19 protein-coding genes are annotated in these 24,514 nt (G+C 55.9%); 3 read left to right on the top strand and 16 right to left on the bottom strand.

The window, feature by feature from the left end; genetic code table 11:
* Positions 1 to 170 precede the first annotated feature (170 nt).
* Positions 171 to 1,976, bottom strand: a complete 1,806-nt coding sequence (locus ACFVTJ_RS17960; RefSeq protein ID WP_386909678.1) for a hypothetical protein — start codon at positions 1,974 to 1,976, stop codon at positions 171 to 173.
* Positions 1,977 to 2,633: 657 nt separating this feature from the next.
* Here ACFVTJ_RS17960 and ACFVTJ_RS17965 point away from each other — a divergent pair.
* Both ACFVTJ_RS17965 and ACFVTJ_RS17970 read left to right on the top strand, forming a co-directional pair.
* Positions 2,634 to 5,681: a glycosyltransferase gene (locus ACFVTJ_RS17965; RefSeq protein ID WP_386909680.1), complete on the top strand. Its 3,048-nt coding sequence runs from the start codon at positions 2,634 to 2,636 to the stop codon at positions 5,679 to 5,681.
* A gap of 30 nt (positions 5,682 to 5,711) precedes the next feature.
* Entirely contained in the window at positions 5,712 to 6,626 is a 915-nt protein-coding gene (locus ACFVTJ_RS17970; protein ID WP_386909681.1) for an NAD-dependent epimerase/dehydratase family protein, read from the top strand.
* A gap of 30 nt (positions 6,627 to 6,656) precedes the next feature.
* On the opposite strand, the gene ACFVTJ_RS17975 is transcribed toward ACFVTJ_RS17970, so the two are convergent.
* From ACFVTJ_RS17975 to ACFVTJ_RS18020, 10 genes are all read right to left on the bottom strand, one after another.
* Complete coding sequence (locus ACFVTJ_RS17975) at positions 6,657 to 7,493, bottom strand: glycosyltransferase family 2 protein (RefSeq protein ID WP_386909683.1); 837 nt, start codon at positions 7,491 to 7,493, stop codon at positions 6,657 to 6,659.
* Between the two features lie 115 nt (positions 7,494 to 7,608).
* Positions 7,609 to 8,475: a glucose-1-phosphate thymidylyltransferase RfbA gene (rfbA, locus tag ACFVTJ_RS17980; RefSeq protein ID WP_386909685.1), complete on the bottom strand. Its 867-nt coding sequence runs from the start codon at positions 8,473 to 8,475 to the stop codon at positions 7,609 to 7,611.
* The gene (rfbD, locus tag ACFVTJ_RS17985; protein WP_386909687.1) at positions 8,472 to 9,365 is read right to left on the bottom strand and encodes a dTDP-4-dehydrorhamnose reductase; all 894 of its coding nucleotides are present in this window, start codon (positions 9,363 to 9,365) and stop codon (positions 8,472 to 8,474) included. The genes rfbA and rfbD overlap by 4 nt, the downstream gene beginning before the upstream one ends.
* 4 nt (positions 9,366 to 9,369) lie before the next feature.
* Entirely contained in the window at positions 9,370 to 10,425 is a 1,056-nt protein-coding gene (rfbB, locus tag ACFVTJ_RS17990; protein ID WP_386909688.1) for a dTDP-glucose 4,6-dehydratase, read from the bottom strand.
* 2 nt (positions 10,426 to 10,427) lie between these two features.
* Entirely contained in the window at positions 10,428 to 10,997 is a 570-nt protein-coding gene (gene rfbC / locus ACFVTJ_RS17995) for a dTDP-4-dehydrorhamnose 3,5-epimerase (RefSeq protein WP_386909690.1), read from the bottom strand.
* 185 nt (positions 10,998 to 11,182) lie between these two features.
* A complete protein-coding gene (locus ACFVTJ_RS18000) occupies positions 11,183 to 12,079 on the bottom strand; it encodes a MurR/RpiR family transcriptional regulator (protein WP_386909692.1) in 897 nt (298 codons plus the stop codon).
* Positions 12,080 to 12,179: 100 nt separating this feature from the next.
* A complete protein-coding gene (locus ACFVTJ_RS18005; RefSeq protein WP_386909694.1) occupies positions 12,180 to 13,142 on the bottom strand; it encodes an ABC transporter substrate-binding protein in 963 nt (320 codons plus the stop codon).
* Positions 13,143 to 13,148: 6 nt separating this feature from the next.
* Positions 13,149 to 14,189 carry a FecCD family ABC transporter permease gene (locus tag ACFVTJ_RS18010; RefSeq protein ID WP_386909696.1) on the bottom strand — a complete coding sequence of 347 codons (1,041 nt, stop codon included), beginning with the start codon at positions 14,187 to 14,189 and terminating at the stop codon, positions 13,149 to 13,151.
* Complete coding sequence (locus ACFVTJ_RS18015; protein WP_386909698.1) at positions 14,186 to 15,226, bottom strand: FecCD family ABC transporter permease; 1,041 nt, start codon at positions 15,224 to 15,226, stop codon at positions 14,186 to 14,188. The genes ACFVTJ_RS18010 and ACFVTJ_RS18015 overlap by 4 nt, the downstream gene beginning before the upstream one ends.
* The gene (locus tag ACFVTJ_RS18020) at positions 15,226 to 16,038 is read right to left on the bottom strand and encodes an ABC transporter ATP-binding protein (protein ID WP_386909700.1); all 813 of its coding nucleotides are present in this window, start codon (positions 16,036 to 16,038) and stop codon (positions 15,226 to 15,228) included. Before ACFVTJ_RS18020 ends, ACFVTJ_RS18015 begins: the two co-directional genes overlap by 1 nt.
* 283 nt (positions 16,039 to 16,321) lie before the next feature.
* On the opposite strand from ACFVTJ_RS18020, the gene ACFVTJ_RS18025 reads away from it, so the two are divergent.
* Entirely contained in the window at positions 16,322 to 18,493 is a 2,172-nt protein-coding gene (locus tag ACFVTJ_RS18025; protein WP_386909701.1) for a TonB-dependent siderophore receptor, read from the top strand.
* Positions 18,494 to 18,552: 59 nt separating this feature from the next.
* Here the strand turns inward: ACFVTJ_RS18025 and ACFVTJ_RS18030 are convergent, their stop codons facing one another.
* From ACFVTJ_RS18030 to ACFVTJ_RS18050, 5 genes are all read right to left on the bottom strand, one after another.
* Positions 18,553 to 20,619 (bottom strand): ATP-dependent helicase, encoded by a 2,067-nt coding sequence (locus ACFVTJ_RS18030; protein WP_386909703.1) that lies wholly within the window; start codon positions 20,617 to 20,619, stop codon positions 18,553 to 18,555.
* A 321-nt stretch (positions 20,620 to 20,940) separates the two neighbouring features.
* Positions 20,941 to 21,678, bottom strand: coding sequence for an ABC transporter ATP-binding protein (locus tag ACFVTJ_RS18035; protein ID WP_386909705.1), 738 nt, complete (start codon positions 21,676 to 21,678; stop codon positions 20,941 to 20,943).
* Positions 21,675 to 22,520, bottom strand: a complete 846-nt coding sequence (locus tag ACFVTJ_RS18040; protein ID WP_386909706.1) for an ABC transporter ATP-binding protein — start codon at positions 22,518 to 22,520, stop codon at positions 21,675 to 21,677. The genes ACFVTJ_RS18035 and ACFVTJ_RS18040 overlap by 4 nt, the downstream gene beginning before the upstream one ends.
* Entirely contained in the window at positions 22,507 to 23,406 is a 900-nt protein-coding gene (locus tag ACFVTJ_RS18045; protein ID WP_386909708.1) for an ABC transporter permease, read from the bottom strand. Before ACFVTJ_RS18045 ends, ACFVTJ_RS18040 begins: the two co-directional genes overlap by 14 nt.
* Positions 23,403 to 24,431, bottom strand: coding sequence for an ABC transporter permease (locus ACFVTJ_RS18050; RefSeq protein ID WP_386909710.1), 1,029 nt, complete (start codon positions 24,429 to 24,431; stop codon positions 23,403 to 23,405). The genes ACFVTJ_RS18045 and ACFVTJ_RS18050 overlap by 4 nt, the downstream gene beginning before the upstream one ends.
* Between the last annotated feature and the right edge of the window lie 83 nt (positions 24,432 to 24,514).

The raw sequence follows: 24,514 nt of genomic DNA on the forward strand, positions 1-24,514 counted from the left end.
TGCGATGCTTTCATCGTCTTCCGTTCCTTTCCCAGCCAGGAAAATGCACCGGAAAACTCTAACCAAAATTGGTCCAGTTTGAAGGGTTCAGATCAACGGTCGACACCCTTGGCGTTCGGCGCGGCAAACCACTTCTTCCAATCATGGCTTTCACCACTTAGTTTATCGCGTTATCTATCTACAGAAGCAAACTGGCAAAACACGCTCTCTCTGCGGCCAATTGCATAGAACCGAAGGCTTCCTAAATCTGGTGTCCGGACAAACCCGTACCATCCAGTATTCTCTTTGAACTTCTGACCGAGCCACTCTTCCGCAGCTTCGCTGACACGTGTTGTTCGAGCGATTCCCGCAATTTTATTTTTTGCGTCAACGACAAGTATAGTGTCGGCAGGAGCGCGCGTCCCGTCCATCCAGCTCCACCCTTTTACAATCGCAGGTGTACCAGTGACTTTAAATATATTAGCCAAGTCGTCATTTGGGAAAGACGAGAGACTCTCCACTTGGCCTCGGCACGACGTCTCTTTCATCAACGATAGCACAGGTTCAATATCGTCGCCCCATTTGTAGTGAAATAAGCTGAAGGCGCCCAAATTCCTTGGTTTCGTATGAGCAACATAAGTTGCAACGTCAGCTGCTGGGGAGGAAACGTTACCTAATAAGGAGAGAGAATTTATCTCAAGCGAAACGGCCAGAGCTGCCTCTTTATTCCTATCAGACGCTTTCTGCCAAATTTGCCCTTCACGTATGTACGCTGAGTAGCTTACAGGCATAATTACCAGAAGGACAGCCGTATACAGGAAAATGACAGCCCTGCTCCCCTTTTTGGTCGATTGCAAGATGGACGTGACTATTAGCAGCGATGCAATTAAACCAAGCGCTGCGAATGAAGCATATTTCTTATTTGATGCCTCGAGAAAACCGAATTGAGCACGTGAGTAGCCTCCCGCTAAACCGGTCGCAATGACCATCGCAAGTAAAGCAAGGCCCGTGGCGCCTACCGTCCCTCCGATGCCCGGCTTGATGAAACGCCACACTGCGAAAACTGCACCGACAAAAAGGACCGCGCACCCGAATGCTGTCATCCATCCTACAGAATGAAAATAAGTAACATACATTGCCGGCCACGCTTCATATCGCATCAGCGGGCCACCCAAGTAAACAGATAAGAATTGAAAAATTTCTAACAAGTTCCGCGATGCGGAGCCCACGGAATTCATGCCGGCAAGCATTGCATATGTTTGCCCAGTCCCAATTGCCAAAAGAATAGCTATCGTCGAAAACCTCCAGCGCAGGATCACACCCATCGCCGCGGCGCTTAGGAGTATTACAGGAGCATTTCCTAAGGTAAAGGTTGCGACAAAGCCTAATACGATGAGACGGAGAAAGAAGCCTCTGTCAGAAATGGCGGGCCCACCAGGTATTTTACTGGCATTACCAATTTCCGTCGCAGTGATGACGCATAAGGTAGCCGCAATTGCGTGTTGTACTTGGAACGGCACTAGGAAAGTGTACATATAGTTTGGATTGATAGCTAATATCGCAAATGGTGAGTACAGTATCAAGTTCTTCGTTAGCGATTGTTTTAAAATATCCTTTCCGAAAGCGGCAAAAAACAAAATAAAAGAAACGAAAATATGAAGAGTTGATGATACAAATATCTGTAGATATTCCTTTCCTTGGAAGAAAATCATATCAAGAATCATTAGTATCCGCGTGGTCGCGATTCTGTGTTCATTGTGCGGAGATATGAGAAATGTAAAAATGCTCCCCCAGCTTCCGGAGGAGTCGAAATAACGAGATTGATCAAATACATCATCGTAGAACGGCATAACCATATGATGTCGTATCACAAACCATAGAGTCGAGCAGGCTATCGAGAGTGCTGCAAAGGCCAGAAAGACAGAAAATATAGTAAAAATGCCCTCGGATTGTTTTGACGCGGCGACCTGATATTTGTCGCTTGGAAATCTTGGCATAGAGCTAATCCTAAGTTCCGGCGCTTTCTTAGCCGTTAGAGGTGGAAATTACGTGTCGGTTTGTAATGTTCGGCTAAATAAGCATTGATATACGTTCTCGAGTTACGTGGATTTAGTAGCAAAACTTTTTAATGCGTAGATGTTCGGAAAGAAGTGGTTCGACCTCCGCCAGGGAAAGTTCATTTTACCAATACAACATGGGGGGCTTCAATAATTTTAACGGCACGGTCCTCTCGTCGAGGGCGTGCGCTCCGCGCGGGAAATATAGCTGTAAATGACGTTGGAAACCCTCTCTCCAGATTTTCACGAGAAACGCTGGCTTCTTGCCTCCCTATCCCCATGCGGGAGGTGCTGTCACCATCATCGATTCGGGCCCCGTCTCACCCTATTTGTGCCCTAGCGAATATGGCTGCCTTTGTATAGATGGCCTTAAAGTCAATAAATCAGGTGGGCTATGATTTGCATAGTTTTTCGTGACGCAGATACTTGATTATTGTTTTGTCAGGTTACGGAAAAGCGAAGCCTTTTCCAAAACTGATTGTGCGAAGCGGATAAATCGCTTGCAGTAGACGGTGAAATTCAAGGCCATAGCTCGACTCTGGAAAGCGAATACGTTATCGCCAAGGCGATGTCGGTGCATTGCAGAGCGAGGGTATTATGACCAAGAAAACGAGAGGGAGGGCGGTATCTAGCCCCGCTGCTCTGAACTCGCTTATCGAGGCAGGTTGGTTGCATCGGTACCATCTAGCCAAAAGATTTGTTGAAGGGAAAGACGTCCTCATCCTATCAGGCGCCGATGGATCTGGCGCAGGTCTATTAGCGGAAACTGCGCGGTCTGTGATTGGTCTGGATGCGTCTATTGATGTGATCACTAATGCACAGTCTACGTTCCCAGCGAAAAATATTTCGTTTCGTCTAGGTTCGACTGAACACATTCCTTTGCCTGCAGCGTCGGCGGACGTTGTCATTTACTTTGGAGATTTTAAGAATCCTGAAGTGAATGATGTCTTTATAAAAGAAATGAAGCGCGTCTTGCGGACCGGTGGAATATTCATAATTTCGCTGCCGGAAGCAACTGGGGCGGAAGCGGCGGTGGAGGTATCTGTAAAGCCTCAAGGCTGGGGGCTTGTTGAGAATGGGCTAGGGCTGTCTCTTAAACAATATTTTGCGCACGTCTCGACATATGGTCAGAAGACAGGGTTTGGTTCAGTGATAAGGGAAGGGGTCGCCGAAAGATCAGTTTCCGAAGAGGGACCCGGTAGGAGCCAAACGATCGCAGGCGTCGAGCCATCCAGTTACACGATCGGCATCGCATCGGATGAGCCCGTCGACAGTCTAAATAATGGCAGCTTTTTGTTGCAGGATGCCGAATCGGGCGAACCCATTATTGAGCGCATGGGATTGGAGGCGCAGTGGGCCGAAGTCCTCATGGCAGACATTGATCAAATCTCCGGACAAGTTGACGCGCTTCAGCGCGGCAATATGCTGAGCAAAGCACCATTCCTAGGGCTAATAAAACGCCTATTGTTAGCGAAGTTGTTGTATGCTCTCTCTGAAGTTAAGATGTTCAGTGTGAGGAGGCGTAATAGATTTTTGAAGTCTGCTGAGAAACGTGATCCAATGTTGCTTTCACGCAAGGTAGACCAGTTCTGTGTCGACTACTACAATAAGATATCGTCAAATAAGATTATTGCTGCAAGCCGCTCTATAATCAGCGCGCAAAGCGGGGTAAGGGTAACAGCCATTATCCCAAACTACAACCACGCAAGGTACCTTCCCGAGCGCTTGGACAGTATCTTGGCGCAAACCTATCCCTTGATTGAGATCATCGTTCTTGATGATTGTTCCACTGACGAAAGTCGTTCCGTTATCGAATCGTATGTAAAACGATACCCTGACCGTGTTAGCGCTGTTTATAATACTCGAAATTCCGGGAATGTGTTTCATCAATGGCAGAAGGGCCATTCGCTGGCGAAGGGCGATTTGATCTGGATTTGCGAAAGCGATGATTTCTGCGAGCCAACCTTCGTTGAAAGAATGATAAGCGCGTTTCGTGATCCGAGTGTCATGATGGCATTTGGACGTATCCAGTTTGCGAATAGTACGGGAGAGTATTTTGCTGGGCTTGACCACTACCGCGAGGAAAGTGAGCCAGGGATTTGGGATGCGCGTTTGACGCGTCCCGCGGCAGAGTGGTTTCGAAAGAGTTTTGGTGTCAAGAATGTTATAGCTAACGTCGGCGGGTGTCTCTGGCGTCGCTTCGAGATTTCGGAGCAAGTCTGGGAGGAGGCCAGAAATTACAAGATCATGGGCGACTGGTATCTTTATTCGGTTATCGCGGGTGGCGGACAAATCGCATACGAGCCAAGTGCCGTGAGCTATTTCCGTATCCATGAAAATAACACTTCTGGTAGCAGCGCGCAGAGAAATCCAGAGTACTATAAGGAATACGCGCGACTAATGGTATCGTTAAAACAGCGTTGGGACATACCGAACGATACTTTGAATCAATTCATTGATACCTGTCGTAGCGTCTCAACAAGAAGTGGCTTACGGACGGACGAATTTGACAAATTAGTAAATTATAGAAGCCTAAGTAAAATCCAAAAAGAACAAATTCATGTGCTCGTCGGCATACTGGGCTTTTCATTCGGGGGGGGGGAAATTTTTCCTATTCATCTGGCGAATGCGCTTCGTCGAAGAGGGATAATGGTTTCCATCCTACAAATGCATGATGCTGAAGACCACCCAGACGTAAGGCGTATGCTTGATCCAGGCATTCCAGTTTATACTGCGAATACAGTTCGAGACATGGGAGCGAGCAATTTTATTAGAGACGCAGGAATCTCACTCGTCCACTCCCATGTCGCAAACGTGGAAGGGTTTTTGTTGGACAAACAGAGCATCTCCATACCGTTTATTTCCACATTACATGGCTCTTATGAAGCTATGCAGGTTTCTAGGGGAAGAATCGCGCGCTGGAGCAAGAGAATTGATAAGTTTGCGTATACAGCCGATCGAAATTTGAATCCATTTGACGGTATTCGGATGAATGGACACAAGTTTGTGAAAATCAAAAACGCCATGCCTGTTGATGAAATTGAGTTCCCGAAGACGCGGGCGCAGTTGGGCATCGCGGCGGATGCAGTTGTATTTACGCTTGTGGCTCGCGGAGCCGAAGGCAAAGGCTGGGTAGAGGCCGTCCGAGCGTATCGTTTGTTACGGGAGCGGCGACCTGACGTTCCGATGGCGCTGATGATGGTAGGCGAGGGCCCCGCAACTGATGATGCTAAAAGGTTAGCGGCGGCGGACCCAACAATACACTTCCTTGGCTTTGTTAAGGAAGTGTACGGTCTTTACCGTATAAGCGATGTCGCTCTAATCCCGACACGTTTTCCGGGTGAATCTTATCCCTTATGCCTGATACAAGCGCTTCAAGTCGGTGTGCCTTGCGTCTCAACTGATATCGGTGAGATCAAGGCAATGTCACAAATCAATGGCCAGCAGGCAGGAATCATTATCGCAAATCAGCGCAACAATGAGCAATTTGTCATTGAACTCAGCAACGCCATGGAAAAAATCTTGGAAAAAGATGTCCGTGACGACTTCAAAGAGAAAGCGAAAGTCCTAGGAGCGACGTACGACATAGATGTCCTCGCTGGCGAGTATATTGATCATTATCGTTCCGTGCTCGCAAGTAAATGAGTTTGGTAGCAGCAAGGCAATAGGCGCTATATGAAGATTTTGGTTCTAGGTGGCGGTGGGTTCATCGGCTACCATCTTGTCGAAGATTTGATGGTTGCTGGACACCAGGTCACGGTGTTGGGGAGAAGCGACCTTCCTACTCGTCCGCTGCCGGTGGGCGTAGAATATGTCTCAGGAGATTTGGCAGATAGCAAACTTATCCGCGAGCTCTTGGCCGATGTCAACGCTGTCGCACATCTCGTCAGCGGGACAGTGCCATCCACCGGCGATAAGGATCCGGGCAGGGACGTTGAGGTGAATCTGCTCGGAACTTTGGGCCTTCTGGAGGACATGGCGGCGTCCGACGTGACACGGATTCTTTACCTGTCGTCTGGAGGTACAGTCTACGGCAAGCCGCAGGAGGTCCCAATTCCGGAGGGACACATACTGGATCCCATATGTTCATATGGTGTGGTGAAGGTTGCAATAGAGTCTTATCTAAAGCTTTATGAGGTCAAGTCGGGGCTAAAACCCGTCGTAATCCGGGCATCCAATCCTTACGGTCTTTATCAGGGCAACTTGGGAATCCAAGGTATAATTGGCACATATCTCAACCTCGCTCTTAAGCACCAGCCCATAGAAATATGGGGAGATGGCTCAGCGATCCGTGACTATATTCACGTCAAAGACCTTAGCAGCCTATGCGTCAGCGCGTTGCTTAGTGATAAGGTTGGGGTATACAACGGAGGTAGCGGGACAGGGACCTCCGTTCTGCATGTAGCAGAAATCGTTCAGGAGATTACCGGGAGTCCCATACCGATTGTTTACAAGCCTCATAGAAGCCTCGACGTCCCAGTGTCTGTTCTCGACATAGAAAGAGCGAAGATGGATTTTGACTGGGAGCCTAAAATTGGTTTGAGACAAGGGATTGCTGGTGTTTGGTCTTGGTTGAAGGAGCACCAGTAGTCGCGGTAGCTGAGTCCCGGCGAAGATTGTTCACCTGAAAGACTCGACTGTACCCTTGAGAAAACCGAAGGCCTTAGCCCGTCGGCGCGCCGAAAATAGAACGCTGGGTGACATTATCAGAGCTAGAGCTTGAACGAAGGTGGATATTCTTGGGAATGGCCGATGGTGCTTTGTTCCGGTATAAATTCTTGACTTGGCCATATGAAAAGCCTTGAGCTGCGCGATCTCGGGGGATCGGCCTGAAGAGTGCCCCGAAGCATGATAAACGAGGGCATCGCGTACAAACATGAGCGGTCCCAGTTTTCCGAGACGCAACGACAGGTCGTCGTCTTCATGGTAGAGGAAGATGTCGGGATCAAAACCTCCCACCGCAGCGAATTTCTGCTTTGAAACAAAAAGGGCAGCTCCGCTCAAAATAGGAACGACGGCATCTGCGGTCGGCCAGCCTTTCTTCATGTAGCGGTTACGCGGCAATAGCCAAGACCGCCGCTTAAAGTATTCGCTTCCATTCGAATTGGAAATCCGCGGATTGAATGCGACGGCGTTTGGATGATTGTCGATTGCCTGTAGCAATGCTTCGATAGCGCCTGCGGTCAAGCGTGCGTCGGGGTTTAAAAACAAGATCCAAGGAGTCTTCGTAGCCGACGCGCCTGCATTGCAGCCGCGGCCAAAGCCCTGATTGTTCTCCAATTGAACGACGGTTATCTGTCTAGCCGCAGGTAATGCCGCAAAGTTACTCGTTTTGCCATTGTCCACGAGAACTATAGGTGTCGATTCAGGGACTGTCTCAACCATTTCCGTTATCAGGGCATCGCTCTTGTAACAAACAGAGACCACCGTTACGTCTGAAAGCGATAATTCAGTCATTTTGACTCCAGAAGGTAATACGCTATCCCCCTTCGACTCCGGAACCCTTGATCCGCTCCCTAAGCGAGCGAGTCCAGGCTCACTTGGCTCGAGGCGAAAGAATATCCAAACGCTTTTATGACGCTGCGAGTTTCCTTAGATATACACCATAATCACCTTTTCCAGCATTTTCAGCGAGCATCGAAAACTGCGATTTCGTAATAAAGCCCTTGCTCAAGGCAATCTCTTCCGGGCATGCAATCTTGAACCCCTGCCGCTTTTCCAGCGTCCGCACGAATTCACCCGCCTCGAGAAGACTATCCGGCGTGCCCGTGTCGAGCCAGGCGTAACCTCTGCCCATAATCGATACCTTTAGCTTGCCGCGCTCAAGATAAATCCGATTAACGTCTGTAATTTCGTATTCACCACGTGGCGAGGGTTTGAGGTTGGCAGCGATGTCGACTACGTCCGCGTCGTAGAAATAGAGACCGGTAACTGCCCAGCTTGATTTCGGTTTGAGCGGCTTTTCTTCGATGGAAAGAGCACGCATCTCGCCGTCGAAGTCAACCACGCCATATCGTTCCGGGTCGTTCACGTGATAGGCAAACACGGTCGCGCCGTCTATCACGCTCGTGCCACTGTCAAGCAAGTAGGGCAGGCCGTGGCCATAATAGATGTTGTCACCCAAAATCAGGCATGATGGTGAGCCAGCCACGAAGTCCGCGCCGATCATATATGCTTGCGCGAGCCCGTCCGGGCTCGGCTGAACGGCGTATTCGATCGAAAGGCCCCATTTCGATCCATCACCCAAAAGGTTTCGGAATAGCGGCATGTCGTGGGGCGTCGAGATGATCAGGATTTCGCGGATGCCGGCAAGCATCAGCGTCGTAAGCGGGTAATAGATCATTGGCTTATCGTAGACCGGCAAGATCTGCTTGGAGACTGCCAGTGTCATGGGGTGGAGGCGCGTACCGCTGCCTCCGGCCAGAATGATACCCTTCATGGCATTTCCTTTTTACTCTGCGCAAGAGCGGTGACCACCGCGCGCGTTGATGTTTGCCAGCTTGGCAGCCGTATGCCGTAAACCGCCTCCAGCTTGCTGCAATCAAGCCTCGAGTTTGCCGGACGCCGCGCTGGTGTAGGGTACTGTGCCGTCGTGATGTCGTTGATGATCATCGACTTTCCGCCGTTTTCTTCAGAAAATGCGAATATCTGTTTCGCGAAATTCGCCCAGTTCGTTTCCCCGGTTCCGGAAAGATGAAAAACTCCACGGAGACGGATCGAGGAATCGTCCAGGAGTTTCCCTGCGATTGCTACGATAGCGGTGGCAATTTCGTTTGCCGAGGTTGGACATCCGAACTGGTCCGCGACCACATTGATCTCGTCGCGGCTTTCGCTCAGCCGGAGCATGGTTCTTACAAAGTTGTTGCCATATTCCGAATAGACCCATGCGGTTCGCAGAATGGCGTAATTGCCGGTAGCCTCAGAAACGGCTTGTTCGCCTTCGAGCTTCGAGCGGCCGTAGATGGAAGTGGGGCCTGTCGGATCACTTTCGACATAGGGCGTTGCCTTGGTGCCATCGAAAACATAATCCGTAGAAAGATGAATGACGGGAATACCAAGTTCACTTGCCGCCTGCGCGACTGCCCTTGCTCCGTCACGATTAACGGCAAAAGCGATGTCCGGCTCACTTTCTGCCTTGTCGACAGCAGTGTAGGCAGCAGCCGATACCACAGCATCGGACTTTACCTCTCGCAGCGCTTTCAAAACAGTTTCAGGCTGCGCCAGGTCGAGTTCCGGTCGACCCAGAGCCACGATCTCCAGCTCGGCGCTTGCCAGTGCCTGAAGGGCGCTGACGACCTGACCATTTTTGCCCGTAACTGCCAGCCGCATTCGTTCAGCCCTTCGTCAGAACGCCAAGGCGCTCTCCGGCATAAACACCCTCGCGAAGCGGCTGCCACCACCATTCATTGTCGAGGTACCATTGCACGGTCTTGCGGATGCCAGTGGCGAAGTTTTCCTGTGCTTTCCAGCCGAGCTCGGTTTCCAGCTTCGTTGCATCAATGGCGTAGCGCGCATCGTGACCAGGGCGATCGGTAACGTATTTGATGAGCTCGGCATAGGGTTTGGATTGAGGGCGCAGTTCGTCGAGAATGGAGCAGATGCAGTTCACCACATCGATATTCTTCTGCTCGTTTCTGCCGCCGACATTGTACTTCTCACCGACAAGACCCTTTTGAACAATGAGCCACAGGGCGCGGGCATGGTCTTCCACATAAAGCCAGTCTCGGATGTTCGCGCCGTTTCCATAGACTGGTAACGGTTTGCCATCCAACGCGTTCAAGATGATCAGTGGAATGAGCTTTTCCGGGAAATGGAATGGCCCATAATTATTGGAGCAGTTGGAAATGACAACCGGAAGGCCATAGGTGCGCTGCCAGGCTGTGGCGAGATGATCGCTTGCGGCTTTCGAGGCGGAGTAGGGCGATGAGGGGTCGTAAGGAGTTGTCTCTTCGAAAAGACCATGTTCGCCGAGAGAGCCGTAAACCTCATCGGTTGATACATGAAGCATGCGGAAATTCACCTTGGCGTCGCCCTCAAGGCCACTCCAATATTGCCGCGCCGCCTCCAGCATCGTGAAAGTACCGTTGATGTTGGTCTGAATGAAATCAGCTGCGCCGGTGATGGAACGGTCGACATGACTTTCGGCGGCCAGATGCATCACATAGTCCGGCTGGAATGTCGTGAATGCGTCATTCATCGCAACCCGGTCACATATGTCGGCTTGAAGAAAGCGGTGATTTGGCGCATTTTCGATCGGCTTGAGGGACGCCAGATTTCCTGCATATGTCAGTTTGTCGACGGTGAGAACATCCGCGCCGATCTCGCTCACAAGATAACGTACGAGGGCCGAGCCGATAAATCCGGCGCCGCCGGTAACTAGAACGCGCATCATCAGTTCCCAGTGTTTTGGTAAGTGAAATATTCAGGCAATTCCGACAGAAGCGGTTGCTTTGCATCCTTATCTGAAAAGGTGCAGCCTTCGAGCTTTGGCCATTTGATGCCGATGGCGGGGTCATCCCACTTGACCCCGCGGTCATTGGCTGCACTGTAGGGCGCCGTCACCTTGTATGAAATGACCGTATCGTCAGCGAGCGTCATGAAGCCGTGGGCAAATCCGGCCGGAACCCACAGCTGTTCGCTATTTTCAGGTGATAGTTCGACAGCGGCCCATCGCCCGAAGGTGGGCGATCCTGTTCTGATATCGACAGCTACATCCAGCAGCCGTCCCCGAATGCAGCGAACGAGCTTGCCCTGCGCAAAAGGTTCGGTCTGGAAATGAAGTCCTCGTACGGTTCCGGCCTGTGCGGAAAGGGATTCATTGTCCTGAACGAACTCCACATCCGCTACATTTTCGCGAAACCATTCCCTCTTGAAAACCTCGCTGAAGTAACCCCTGCTGTCCCCGAAACGAACTGGAGTTATCTTTTTCAAGCCTGGTATCGAGAATGCTTCTACTTGCACTATGCGGATCCTGTCTGGTCTGCCTACTCTGAGGTGATATGACTTTATCGGCAGGGACAGTCAATAACGCTTTATTGACCGCCCGCACAAGAGGGACGGAAACTCAATTGAACAGTATCCAGAACGTCTGTTTGATCACTGCCTACATTTTTCATCTATAAAGGATGGGAAGAGTTTTAAAAAAGCTAAACCCGCTTATGCGGCCTGATCGATGTCCTCAGTTCCAACAGCCGCTCCAGCGTCTCAAGGCTTCGCGCGGGGCAGGCGGCGGAGAGGGCAAGGGCCATGGTTTCCATGGCGATGAAGGTGGGGGCGTGGAGCGCCACGCCTTCATTTTTGGCGCGGGGCAGGAAGAGGCTGGCGTTGGCGTGTTTTTTGAGCACACTGTCTTCCTGGCCGAGCAGCATGATGATGTGGATGTCGAGGCGGACGGCCTCGGCTATGGCGGTCTGCGCTTCGCGGTGGGCACGGCCGTGCAGGAGCATGATAAGGACGTGGCCGTTTTCAAGCTCGAGCAACTGTTCGGCAAGCGCGATGCCGGTGGCGTTGAGCGCATAGGAATGGACGCCCGAGCGTTGGAATAGCCTTGCCGCATAGGTGGCGATGATGCCGGAGGCGCCGATGCCGAGAACGCCGATGCCGCGCGCTTGCGAGAGGAGCCGCACGGCCGCCGCCATGGCTTCGCGGTTTTCTGCGCTTGAAAGCATCTCCAGCGTGTTTTTCTGATTCTCGAGCACGAAATCTATCGCGGCATCGCAGTTGCCGGATATGGATTTTGTCGTCGCCGCCATTTTTTCGACGGGCGAATCCGTCACGCCCAGATAGGCCTCCAGCGTTTCCTTGAGATCGACCAGCCCCTGGAAGCCAAGCGCCTGTATGGCGCGGATGACAGTCGCATCGGATGTATTGGTATCGAAGCCGATTTCCAGCGCCGATTTGGCGAGAACGGCATGGCGGTGGCCGTCAATATATTCGGCAACGGCAAGCATCCCCGGCGACAGGCGGTCGCGGCGTTTGCGAAGTTGCTCGCCGAAACGATCGGTGCGCCGGAGCCTTGATATGTGCGTTTCGCCAGCGGGCATGGATTCTTCCGTGAAGCTGAGTTTCTTACTCTTCTTCAGGAATTAGCAGCGCGTCACGCCGGGAGACAAGCGCTTTTATCAGGGGTGGTGGTGGTTGCCGTCACTTTTCGTGCGCTGGCCGCATCGTCAAATGGGACTGGACAGCAGAGACAATGAGGCTGAGCGCGGCATAGGAGTTGGAAATCGCTTCCTCGCGCGGCAGGAGGATGTACCGACCGCTGCGGCAGGCCTGAAGAAAATTGCAGAAGCCCGGCATCACGGCTTCCATCATGTCGATTTCCGCCTGCGGTGAAGCGCCGGTATCGGAGCGATAGGGATCGAAGATGATATCGGCATCGAGTTCCGGCAAGCGTTCGGCGCTGATCTCGATACGGTCGCCATCCGGAATGGCGTCGATGATGGCGGGGAAACGAAACCCCGCGTCCCGCAGCACGCGTCCGAGCGCCCGATAGGTGTGGTAGACACTGATCTTGCCGTTGAGCGGCTGGAACACCGAAACGGTGATGTTGTCGGTATCGACTGATGCCTTCAGCGCCTCGATCTGCGCGCGGTATCGCCGGTCCAGCACGGCAAGACGCGCCTGCGTGCCCGTCAGCTCGGCCAGCACTTTGTAAATATGCGGCGCGCCGTCTTTGGTATTGTCGATGGCGACGGTGGGAGCGATCTGCGCCAGTTTTTCAACGGGGGTAGGGCGATCCGGTTCGGTCAGGATGAGATCGGGTTTAAGGGCGATAATCGCCTCCAGATCGGCATTGATGGAGCCGATAAAGGCGATGTCGCTATTGTCGAAATCAACGCCAGTCAGAATGGCGCTGGAGCGCAGATAGGGTTTGCCGTTCGCCCCCACGCGGCCGTGGCTGCCCACCGGCGTTACGCCGAGCTCGATCAGCGGAATGGTGAGGTCGATATCGTGTAGCGTCACGATGCGTTTCGGCTTTGCCGAAATAGAAACGCTGCGGCCGAGGTCGTCGGTGAAGCTTCGGCTAGTCTCTTCGGCCTGGGCCGTGGCTATGCCGTAGAGAAAAGCGGCGGCTGGGAGAAAGGCGAGAAGTGTTTTGCGCATGGGGACCTATAGGCGATGCCGGTGAAACCAGAGAAGGGCAAGCAGCGTGGGTGCGCCGACGGCGGAAAGAACGAGGCCGGTCGGTAGCTCTAACGGTGAAAAGGCGGTTCGGGCGATGGTGTCGGACGCTGCGACCAGAATTGCGCCTGTCAGGCCTGCGCCCATGACAAGCCCGGGATAGGAACCGCCGGGCAACAGAAGCCGGGCGATATGCGGACCGATCAGACCGACGAAACCGATGCCGCCGGTAAAGGAAACGCAGGATGCGGTGAGGATGACGGCTAGCGCGACATGAAGCACCGAAAGGAGGCGGCTATGGACGCCAAGCGCCGTCGCCGCATGATTGCCGAGTGCCTGCACGTCGGCGGCGCGAGCAGTCAGGAGCAAAGGTCCAAGGGCGATGACGAGGATGACGGAGAGGATTGAGACGGCGGTCCAGCTTGCGCCCTGCAGGTTTCCCGCCGTCCAGATCATAGCGGTCTGCAAGTTGCGAATATCGAGCGATGCCATGAGGATAAGCAGCAGCGCTGATAAAAACCATGAAAAGCCGATGCCGGTCAGTACGAAGCGCAGGCGCGAGGTTGCGCCGGAGAGCAGCAGAACGATTGCGGCACTTGCCATCCCGCCGGTAATACCCGCGACGGGACGCAACGTGACCGGAAGGGACGGCAGCAGGAACAGGCAACCCAGCACGGCAAGGGATGCGCCCTGGCGCACGCCGAGCAAGCTAGGATCGGCAAGGCCGTTGCGGGTCGTGGCCTGCATGACGGCGCCGGCAATGCCGAGCATGGCCCCGGCTACCATCGCAAGCGCCAGACGCGATAGCCGGAAGTCGAGAACCACGACCGCGTCGGTCATGGCGGGATCGGTGTTGGTTGCGTTGACAAGCGACCACAGGGCAGAGGCGGGAATGTGCTGGCTACCGGCGGTGAGCGACCACAGGGCGACAAGCATGAGGCAGAGGAAAAGCACCAACAGAGTGGTCAGCCGCGACGGCATGAAGCGGACGGAAAAGCGCCCCAGTCGGACAACCCGGTAACGGTTCATTTCAGCACCCTGCGCACCAGCCAGAGAAACACCGGCGCGCCGACAAGGCCGGTCATCGCGCCGGTGGGCAGTTCTTTCGGCAGGAGAATGAGACGGGCGGCGAGATCGGCGGCGATCAAAAGAACCGCGCCGCCGAGTGCAGCGATGGGTATGGCAAGCAGAATCCGACCCGTTTTCAGGCGTGCAACGAGCGGCGGCACGACCAGGCCGACGAAACCGATAGGACCGACGACGGCGATGGCCGCGCCGCAGAACAGCGACGTGGAGACAAGCGCCAGAATACGGGTCGAACGGATCGGCACACCGAGTGCTGCGGCAGCGCTCTCGCCCAGCGCCAGAAGATCGAGCCGGAGGGCGACGGCGAAAGCCAGGACGAGCGCAATCACTGCCGCAGGCAGGGCGGCGGCGATGGATGCCATGGAAACGCCAGCCGTATCGCCCACAAGCCAGAAACGCATCTGCTGCAATGTTTCCTCATTGAGAATGAGGATGGCGGAGGTGAGGGTTCCGGCAAGCGTGGAAAGCGCAATGCCACAAAACACGAGTTTTGCCGGTGTCAGCCCCTGCCGACCGGCGGACGCCACGAGAAGCACGAGCGAGAAGCTGATGCCCGCGCCCGTTGCCGCCAGCAGTGGGCGGAACAGCGGCGTTGCGATCAGCCCGAGCGGCATCACTGTAGCCAGAACGACGGCAAGGCTTGCCCCCGCATTCAAGCCCAGAATATGCGGGTCGCCGAGCGGATTTCGAAGCAGGGTTTGCAGCAGAAGCCCCGCTGTTCCAAGGCAGGCCCCGGCCTGCATCGCAGCCAGCAGACGCGGCAGGCGCAGGTGCATCAAAACCTGCTGGTCGAAATCGCGGCCGTCATAAGCGAATATCAGGTCGTGCAGAACGTGCGGCGCGATGGGGCGCGGGCCGGTGGCCATATGCGCCAGCACCAGAAGCAGCATGGTGAGCAGCAGGAGAAGTGCTGCTGCAAGTGTGCGGCCATAGGCTCGCTCTCTAAGGGCAAGGGTGCGTCCGCTGGTTCCGTTGGGCATCATACAGCGCCGGCCCGTCCGGGCAGGGGAAGAAATACCGGCCGCGCCGTCACCGGATGTGTGAGTTGGGCAACTGCCATGTCGAAGACATCGGCAATGATGCCGGCATCGCACGCCGCTGCCGTTTCCAGCCGGTGCCGCAGCCGTCCGTCCTTCAGGAAAATCAGGTGATCGGCATATTGCAGGGCAAGATTGATGTCGTGGAGCACCGCCACGATCGTACGGTTGTGGCGGGTGACGAGGCCGGCCAGCATGTCCAGCACCTCTATCTGGTGGTGCAGATCGAGAAAGGTGGTCGGCTCGTCGAGAAGAATTACATCCGTCTGCTGCGCCAGCGCCATGGCGATCCAGGCGCGCTGGCGTTGGCCGCCTGAAAGGCTGTCGACTGCTCTTTGCGCCAGTTCGGACATGCCGGTCACGGAAAGCGCCTCTTCCACCGCGCGAGCGTCCTCCTCGCTCCACTGCTTCAGAAATCCCTGATGCGGGTAGCGGCCCCGGGAGACGAGATCAAAAACCGAAAGCCCTTCTGGCGTATGGTTCTGCTGCGCCAGCATCCCGAGCTTTTTCGCTACCTCCTTGGTCGGGTGGCGGAAGATATCGCTACCGGTGAGAAGAATATGGCCCCGCGCGGGCCGGTGCAGACGGGCAAGCGCGCTGAGAAGCGTGGATTTTCCGGAGCCGTTCGGGCCAAGCAGAACGGTGAAGCGGTTCGGTGCGACGTCGATGGACATGTCCGCAAGCACCGGCGTGTCGCCGTAGGCAAGCTCGATTGCCTGCGCCGCAAGGCCTCTATCCGTGCTTATGGGTCTCATGCCGTCGTTCAAATTCGTCACCATCTAAATGCGTTGCCACCAGAATTATTGATGACTGTAGTAGTCAAGTATATAGCGTTCAAAAATGCGGTTTTCGGCTGTCAATTTGAACAAAAAGGGGCTGTCATGGGCTGAAATGACACGCCAGGAAGCGCGCATGCACCCCTTCGGTGCCGACGTTTTGCCGCGCTGATGTAGAAATAAAGTTGACTACTACATTCATCAATTGAAAGAGCGGTGCATCGTCGCGATGACGATTTGGGACAGCCGGGGACAAGACACGATGCATGACGGTTCGATGATCATTGGGATGCGCTCGCGGGCGCTGCTGGCATTTCTTCTGGCGGGGGTCGCCCTGCCTGCTTATGCGCAGGAGGGTGCAGCACCGAAGAAAAATGCTGATGGGACGACCGTGCTCGAAACCATAACCGTCAATGCGGATGTCAAAAAAGGTGCGCGCGGTTATCAGCCGGTGACGACGGGCACGGCGACACGCACCGAAACACCGCTTCTCGACATTCCTCAATCGGTCAATGTGGTGACGGCTGAGGTGCTGCGCGATCAGCAGGCGCGATCGCTGGACGATGCGCTGGCCAATGTCAGCGGCGTCACCCAGGCAAATACGCTCGGCGGTACGCAGGATGCCGTGATCCGCCGCGGTTTCGGCGATAATCGCGACGGCTCCATACTCGTCAACGGGTTGAAGACGGCGCTGCCGCATTCCTTCAACGATACGGTCGAGCGGGTGGAAGTTCTGAAGGGGCCCGCCTCCACGCTTTATGGTATCCTCGATCCCGGCGGCATGGTGAATGTCGTGACGAAGAAGCCCGAGGACACATTCACGTCAGAGGCCTATTCGCGCTTTTCCGCCTATGGGGCGGGCAAGTATGGTACATCAGGCGGTTTCGATGTGACCGGCCCGATTGCGGGCACGGATTTTTCCTATCGCCTGATCGGCGAGGGGGAAAACAGCGATTACTGGCGTAATTTTGGTGAGAAAAAGAACTGGCTGATCGCGCCTTCGCTGAAATGGAGCGGCGAGGACACCGATATTACGGTTTCCTATATGCATGAGGACTACAGCGTGCCGTTCGATCGCGGCACGATCTTCAATCCGGCGACCGGCAAGGCGATCAATGTCAGCCGGCGCCTGCGCCTCGATGAAGCCTATAACATCACCGACGGCAAATCCGATCTGGCGAGCATCGCGATAGACCGCCAACTCTCCGATGACTGGAAGCTGTCGCTAAATTACGCCTATAGCCGCAACGAATATTCGGACAATCAGGCGCGTGTGATGGGTTATAACTCCCGCACGGGACAGGTAACGCGACGGGCCGATGCGACGCAATATTCGACGATCTACAATCACGCGCTGCGGGCGGATCTGACGGGCGAGGCCGAAATCGGCGGGCTGCGCAACGACCTGCTGTTCGGCGCGTCTTACGATTACAGCGATACCCTGCGTACCGACATGCTGCGATGCGCGAATTCCACGAATTTCAACATCAATAATCCCGTCTATGGTCGCCTGCCGATCTGCACCACGGTGAGAGCGGTCGACAGCGACCAGACGGAGAAGCTCTCCACCGCCTCGATCTATATGCAGGATGCCCTCCATCTTAACGATCAATGGATCGCGGTCGGCGGCTTGCGCTACCAGTATTACGACATCTATGCCGGCAAGGGCCGTCCCTTCGTCGTCAATACCGAGAAGGATGGCGGCGAACTCATTCCCAATGCCGGTCTGGTTTACAAGCTCACTCCGAATGCCTCGCTTTACGCCAATGTGGCGAAAACCTTCCGCCCGCAGTCATCCATCGGCGCCTATTATGGCGGGCTCGATCCGGAAGAGGGAATTGCCTACGAAGTGGGCGCCAAGTTCGATCTTTTCGCCGGGCTCAATGCCAATATCGCCCTGTTCAACGCCCGCAAGCGCAATGTCGCCTATTCGGAAGATGTCGGCGGCGTCTCGACGGTGAAGGCCGCTGGCCTCGTCCGTTCGCGCGGTGTGGAGGTCGATATTGCCGGCAGCCTGACCGACGATCTCGATCTCATCGCAAGCTATGCCTATACGGATGCGCTCGTGCTCGATGATCCCACCTATGCCGGCAAGCGCCTGCCGAATGTGGCGCGTCACACCGGCTCGCTCTTCCTTGCCTATGATGTCGGCGAGGTGGGTCCGAACGGCAATACGCTGCGCATCGGCGGCGGTGTGCGGGCGGTTGGCCAGCGCGCCGGCATTAACGATAATTCCTACAATCTACCGAGCTATGCGGTCTTCGACGCCTTCGCCACCTACACGCTTCAGCTGGAAAAGCCGGTGACGCTGCAGCTCAATCTGAAGAATATCTTCGACAAGACCTATTACACCTCGTCCATCGGCTCCACCAGCTATGCCAATGCCGTAGGCGAGCCCTTCAATGTCAGCCTCACGGCCAGCGTGAAGTTCTGACAGCAGGCTAGACCGAAAAACAATCGCCAGGCATGATAGCGGGGTGAACGCCCCGCTTTTTATTTCCACATCGCTCGCATCCGCGCACCCACATCAATCCGGATCTGCTGTGCACTGCGCTCCGATGCTGCGGCCGATACAAGTGGCCAGCTCATCGTTTCGAAAAATTGCAACAGCGTCGCCGGTATGAAACGGGTTCTTGCGGCGTAGACATGCCGATCTCCCTGCTGGCTCTGGCCGGCGGTGAAGAAACGTTGTGGGGTTATCAGCGACAGGCTGTCCTTGGCGCGGGTCATGGCGACGTAAAGCAGCCGGCGTTCTTCCTCCAGTTCCTGGCTGGTGCCAACACCGAGGTCAGAGGGGATGCAGCCATCGACCACGTTCAGAATGAAGACGGAGCGCCATTCCTGGCCCTTGGCCGAATGGATGGTCGAAAGGCTGAGATAGTCCTCGTCGAGAAGCGGAACGCCGGCCTGATCGCTTGTGGCGTCAGGTGGGTCGAGCGTCAACTCGGTCAGGAAGCGCTCGCGTGAGGGGTAGCCGCCGGCGATCTCTTCAAGTTGCTGCAGATCGGCTTTGCGGGTGTCGGCATCTTCATGGATGCGTTCGAGATGGGGTTCATACCAAAGGCGGGCTTGCCCGATTTCGCCGGGCCAGCCGTTTTGGCCCCGCCGCAGCCCCATCAGCAATTGTGTGAAAGCGGTCCAATCATCGCCGGTCTTCGGCGGCGGCGGAATTTCTGCAAGGGCAAGCAGTGGTTCCGGGTCAGGCGCGATCATATCTAGAATATTGCCGGCTTTCTTCGGCCCGATGCCGGGCAGCATCTGCAGCAGCCGGAAACCGGCGACGCGGTCACGCGGGTTTTGCGCGAAGCGGAGCACGGCCAGCATGTCCTTCACATGGGCGCTGTCCAGGAATTTCAGGCCTCCGAATTTGACGAAGGGGATGTTGCGGCGGGTCAGTTCCACCTCGAGCGGGCCGCTATGGCTGGAGGTGCGGAACAGCACGGCCTGCTGTTTCAGCGTCATGCCGGTTTCGCGGTTGGCGAGGATCTGGTCGATGATGAAATTCGCCTGTTCGTTTTCGTCCTTCACCGTCACGAGCTTCGGGCGCTCTAGCGATTGCCGCTCTGTCCAGAGGTTCTTGGTAAAACGCTCGCGCGCGAGATCGATGACACCGTTAGCGGCCGCGAGAATCGGCTGTGTCGAGCGATAGTTGCGATCCAGCGTGATGATATCTGCCGCCGGGCTGAAGCACGCCGGAAAATCGAGTATGTTGCGCACCGTTGCGGCCCGGAAGGAATAGATCGACTGTGCATCGTCGCCCACCACGGTCAGGCCGCGACCGCCGGGTTTCATCGCCATCAGGACCGACGCCTGCAACCGGTTGGTATCCTGATATTCATCCACCATCACATGGTCGAAACGGTTCCCGATGTCATCCGCGAGAACGGGATCGCTGACCATCTGCGCCCAGTAGAGCAGGAGATCGTCGTAATCGAGCACGTTCTGGACCTGTTTGGCCTCGACATAGGCTGCAAACAGTTCCTTCAGTTCGCTCTCCCAGTCGGCAACCCATGGATAATGCTGGCGAAGAATGTCTTTTAACGGCGTCTGGGAATTTACGACGCGCGAATAGATCGCAAGGCATGTCCCCTTTGTCGGAAAGCGGCTCTCGGTCTTGGAAAAACCGAGTTCGTGCCGGGAAAGGTTCATTAGGTCAGCGCTGTCTTCACGGTCATGAATGGTGAAATCGATATTGAGCCCGATCTGCTCGGCATAGATGCGCAACAGGCGGGCGCCGATGCCATGAAACGTACCGGACCAAGCCAGGGCATCCGTCATGATTGCGGAATTCGCGCCGAGAACCTGCTTGCAGATACGCTCGACACGCCGCGACATTTCGGAGGCAGCCCGCCGCGAAAACGTCATCAGCAGGATGCGGCGGGGATCGGCGCCGTTGACTATAAGATGGGCGACGCGGTGGGCGAGCGTATTGGTCTTGCCGGAACCGGCACCGGCGATGATCAGCAGCGGTCCGGCCGTGTGCCCTTCCTCCAGCCCAACGCCATGCTGCACTGCCCTGCGTTGCTGTTCGTTGAGCTTTTCCAGATAGGCAACCGCCATGCCAGCAATCCTTCGATAACCTGCCTGTTCCCACGCGTGAGAACCTTGTTCAGAGATGGCAGTCGTCGGAATGTCCGGCCATTGTCTGCCCTGTTGTCGCAATGATTAGCAAAGACTCAAACAGCAATCCAGAACAAATGCTGAACGCATTGTTCCGGTGGTTTGAACGCAGTCGGTGGTGAAATTTATCGGCCTAAAAGGTCGCTCGTCCCCTGACGGCGATTGTCCGCTACTGATCGGGTGAAATCGCCGAAATCGCGCCGCGGGAGAAGGCGGGCGGCCGTGTATGGGCCGCCCGGCGTGAGCGTTGTGGAGAGATTGTTACAGGAAACTGCTTTCGAACAGCTCACCTGAGTAGGCGGCATGTGTGACGCCTGCTTCAAGGTCGGCCTTGGTCAGCTCATCCACAAAAACGCCGTTCTGCATCACCAGCACGCGGTCGCACATGTGGGCGATGACCGCCAGATCGTGGCTGACGAGAACAAAGGTCAAGTCTCGTTCTTCGCGCTGGTCGGCAAGAAGGTTGAGGATTTCGGCCTGGATTGAGACATCGAGCGCGGAGGTAGGTTCATCAAGTAGCAGGATCGGCGGTTCCAGAATGAGCGCGCGGGCGATTGCCACGCGCTGGCGCTGGCCGCCGGAAAGTTCATGCGGGAACCGCTCGGCAAAATGGACGGGCAGGCCAACCTGTTGCAGGGCGGCAGGCACTTTTGACCAGCCATCGTCAAGTCCCATGGCGTAGATCGGTTCGGCGAGAGCCCGGCCGATGCGGTGGCGAGGATGCAGCGAACCGTAGGGATCCTGAAACACCATTTGGGCCAGTTTCAGTTCGTCGCGACTGCGGGTCTTGCCGACCGGTTTGCCGTTGAAGCTGATGGAGCCGGTCCAGCCGGCCTCCAGTCCCGCCAGCGACCGCAACAAGGTCGACTTGCCGCAGCCGCTCTCACCGACGATGCCGAGCGTTTCACCCTTGTTGACCGTGAGGCTGACGCCGCGCACGACGTGATTGCGGTTTTCCTTTGCGCCATAGACGACGTCGAGCTTGTCTACCGTGATCATCGCATCACCTCCGCATCGATGGCCTGACGGTCCAGCACCTTGAGACGTCGCACCGGATTGCGGGGATCGGGCATCGCCGCGATGAGACCCCGCGTATAGGGATGTTGCGCTTCCTCCAGCTTCGTCAGCGTTTCCACCACGCGCCCGCCATACATGACCAGCACGCGCTCACAGAAGGCCGCGACCATGCGGATGTCATGGCTGATGAGGATCAGGCCGGAATTATTCTCGCGCACCATCTCGTCCAGAAGCAAAAGAACATCCTTGCGCACGCTGACGTCGAGGGCCGAGGTCGGTTCGTCGGCAATCACCAGCTTTGGCTTGGCGAGCAGCATCATGGCGATCATCACACGCTGCCCCATGCCGCCCGATATCTGGTGCGGATAAAGCGCCATGACACGGTCGGGATCGTTGACACGAACGCGCAGCAACATGTCGCGCGCTGCACCTCTCGCTGCCTTTCCGGTCAGCGCCAGATGCAGTTCGGCAGCCTCCGCCACTTGCTTTCCGATGGGCAGCACCGGGTTCAGCGAATAACGCGGGTCCTGCATAATCAGCGCCATCTCGCTGCCGCGGATCGCGCCCATCTGGCGCTCGGATTTTTCGAGCAACGCTTCGGACAGGAAATCCATCCGTTCCGCCGTCACCGTGGCGCTTTTCGGCAGGAGCCGCATGGCGGCGCGACCGGTGGTAGATTTTCCGGAGCCGGATTCACCCACGATGCCGACCCTTTCGCGCCCGACATCGAAATTGACATTGGACACGGCCGGAATGGTGTTGCGGCCGAAACGGACGTTGAGGTCGCGGACCGAGAGGATGGGGGAGCTATCAGGAACGGGCATGACGCGGATCCAGAAGGTCGCGCAGCGTATCGCCGGCGATGTTGAAGGCAAGGCTCGTCAGCAGGATTGCAATGCCGGGCATGACGGCGACCCACCAGTAGTCGAGCATGAACTTACGGCCGCTGGAGATCATCGCGCCCCATTCCGGCAGCGGCGGCTGCGCTCCGAGACCGAGAAAGCCGAGTGAAGCGGCGGTCAGGATGATGCCCGCCATATTCAGCGTCAGGCGCACGATGACCGAGGGAATGCACATCGGCGCGATATAGAGAAACAGGATGCGCAGCGGCGAGGCACCGTAGAGGCGGGCTGCGGCCACATAATCGGTGTTTCGCACCACCAGTGCTTCCGCGCGGGCAAGACGCGCAATAGGCGGCCATGCGGTGAGCGAGATCGCGATGATAGCTGTTCCGAGACCTGCTCCCATCGCAGCCGCGAAGGCAAGTGCGAGCACGAGCGAGGGGAAAGAGAGGACGATATCGGTCGCGCGCATCAGGATGGCATCGGTGCGCCCGCCGAAAAAACCGGCCATGACGCCAATCGCCAGGCCGATCGGACCGACGATGACCGAGACCGACAGCACCGTCTGGATGGTGATGCGGGTGCCGTAGACGAGCCGGCTGAAAATGTCGCGGCCGAATTCGTCGGTTCCAGCCAGATGCGCCCAGCTGGGAGGCTGGAGCGCGTTTTCGAGCGCCTGGCGGGCAGGATCGTAAGGCGCAATCAGCGGAGCGAAAATGGCGACCAGAACCAGAACCGCCAGAATGGCGAAGCCGAACATCCCAAGTGGCTCGTCTGCGAGCTTTCCAAGTGTCCGCAGAGTTGTGGTCGACAGGCGCGACAGGACGCCGGGGCGATCAACGGTACTGTTTTGCGCGATATCGGTCATCGTGCGGCCTCCCGTGTGCGGGGATCAAGCGTGGTGTAGGCCAGATCGGCGATGAAGTTCAGCAACATGAATATGAAGCCTATGACGATCGTGGCGGCGAGGATTGCATTCATGTCGCCGATAAGCAGCGCATTGGTCATATACTGGCCGATGCCTGGCCAGGAAAAGACGATCTCGGTCACCACGGCGCCTTCCAGCAGATTGCCGTAGGAAATTGCCAGAACGGTGATGAGCTGCACGGCGATATTTGGCAGCACATGGCGGGTTATGGTGCGTGCGGGACTGACACCTTTGGCCCGTGCAGCAATAACATAATCCTGGCTCAGCTGTTCGAGGGTGAAGGCCCTTGTCATGCGGGTGATATAGGCCATAGCCATATAGGCAAGGATTACGGCCGGTAGGATGATATGTCCGAGCGCGTTCCAGAATATTTCCGTCTCGCCTGCAAGCAGGCTGTCGACCAGCATCAGACCGGTTCTGGGTTCCACCAGACCTTCGTAGAACACGTCCACCCGGCCAGGCCCCCCGACCAGATCGAGACTGGCATAAAAAATGACGAGCCCGACAATACCGAACCAGAAGACGGGTATCGAATGTCCAACCAGTGCAAAGACGCGCGCGAACTTGTCGATGAACGTATCGCGAAACAGGGCTGCGGCAAGGCCGAGGGGAACGCCGATGATCGTCGAGATAATGATCGCCAGCGTCGCGAGTTCGAAGGTTGCGGGGAAGGCCTGCGCCAGATCCCGCGTCACGGGATTGCCTGTCAGGATCGCGATACCGAAATCCCCATGGAGCAGGCCACGCAAGTAAATGAAGAATTGCTGATAAAGGGGCAGATCAAGGCCAAGCCGCGCCCTCATGGCCTCATAGGCCTTTGGATCGGCAAGCTCGCCGACGATTGCTCCGACCGGATCGGTCGGCATCACACGGCCTATGATGAAGGTGATGCAGAGCAGGATAAAGAGGCTGACGATCAGTTGCAGAAAACGATGTCCAAGCCCGCGTAGTGAAATCTCTGTCATTGCTGGCCGCGCTTCCTTGAGAGAAATCCGTCAGGGGCCGGTCGTTCGCCGGCTGCTCGCCGCAGACGCGCAATTCTCATTTG

Source organism: Agrobacterium sp. NPDC058088 (assembly GCF_042885035.1).
GTDB lineage: Bacteria > Pseudomonadota > Alphaproteobacteria > Rhizobiales > Rhizobiaceae > Agrobacterium.

Excerpts from the sequence above, each read along its gene's own strand:
- ACFVTJ_RS17960 (WP_386909678.1), bottom strand. The coding sequence starts at position 1,976 with ATGCCAAGATTTCCAAGCGACAAATATCAGGTCGCCGCGTCAAAACAA.
- ACFVTJ_RS17965 (WP_386909680.1), top strand. The coding sequence starts at position 2,634 with ATGACCAAGAAAACGAGAGGGAGGGCGGTATCTAGCCCCGCTGCTCTG.
- ACFVTJ_RS17970 (WP_386909681.1), top strand. The coding sequence starts at position 5,712 with ATGAAGATTTTGGTTCTAGGTGGCGGTGGGTTCATCGGCTACCATCTT.
- ACFVTJ_RS17975 (WP_386909683.1), bottom strand. The coding sequence starts at position 7,493 with ATGACTGAATTATCGCTTTCAGACGTAACGGTGGTCTCTGTTTGTTAC.
- rfbA (WP_386909685.1), bottom strand. The coding sequence starts at position 8,475 with ATGAAGGGTATCATTCTGGCCGGAGGCAGCGGTACGCGCCTCCACCCC.
- rfbD (WP_386909687.1), bottom strand. The coding sequence starts at position 9,365 with ATGCGGCTGGCAGTTACGGGCAAAAATGGTCAGGTCGTCAGCGCCCTT.
- rfbB (WP_386909688.1), bottom strand. The coding sequence starts at position 10,425 with ATGCGCGTTCTAGTTACCGGCGGCGCCGGATTTATCGGCTCGGCCCTC.
- ACFVTJ_RS18000 (WP_386909692.1), bottom strand. The coding sequence starts at position 12,079 with ATGCCCGCTGGCGAAACGCACATATCAAGGCTCCGGCGCACCGATCGT.
- ACFVTJ_RS18005 (WP_386909694.1), bottom strand. The coding sequence starts at position 13,142 with ATGCGCAAAACACTTCTCGCCTTTCTCCCAGCCGCCGCTTTTCTCTAC.
- ACFVTJ_RS18010 (WP_386909696.1), bottom strand. The coding sequence starts at position 14,189 with ATGAACCGTTACCGGGTTGTCCGACTGGGGCGCTTTTCCGTCCGCTTC.
- ACFVTJ_RS18015 (WP_386909698.1), bottom strand. The coding sequence starts at position 15,226 with ATGCCCAACGGAACCAGCGGACGCACCCTTGCCCTTAGAGAGCGAGCC.
- ACFVTJ_RS18020 (WP_386909700.1), bottom strand. The coding sequence starts at position 16,038 with ATGAGACCCATAAGCACGGATAGAGGCCTTGCGGCGCAGGCAATCGAG.
- ACFVTJ_RS18025 (WP_386909701.1), top strand. The coding sequence starts at position 16,322 with ATGCATGACGGTTCGATGATCATTGGGATGCGCTCGCGGGCGCTGCTG.
- ACFVTJ_RS18030 (WP_386909703.1), bottom strand. The coding sequence starts at position 20,619 with ATGGCGGTTGCCTATCTGGAAAAGCTCAACGAACAGCAACGCAGGGCA.
- ACFVTJ_RS18035 (WP_386909705.1), bottom strand. The coding sequence starts at position 21,678 with ATGATCACGGTAGACAAGCTCGACGTCGTCTATGGCGCAAAGGAAAAC.
- ACFVTJ_RS18040 (WP_386909706.1), bottom strand. The coding sequence starts at position 22,520 with ATGCCCGTTCCTGATAGCTCCCCCATCCTCTCGGTCCGCGACCTCAAC.
- ACFVTJ_RS18045 (WP_386909708.1), bottom strand. The coding sequence starts at position 23,406 with ATGACCGATATCGCGCAAAACAGTACCGTTGATCGCCCCGGCGTCCTG.
- ACFVTJ_RS18050 (WP_386909710.1), bottom strand. The coding sequence starts at position 24,431 with ATGACAGAGATTTCACTACGCGGGCTTGGACATCGTTTTCTGCAACTG.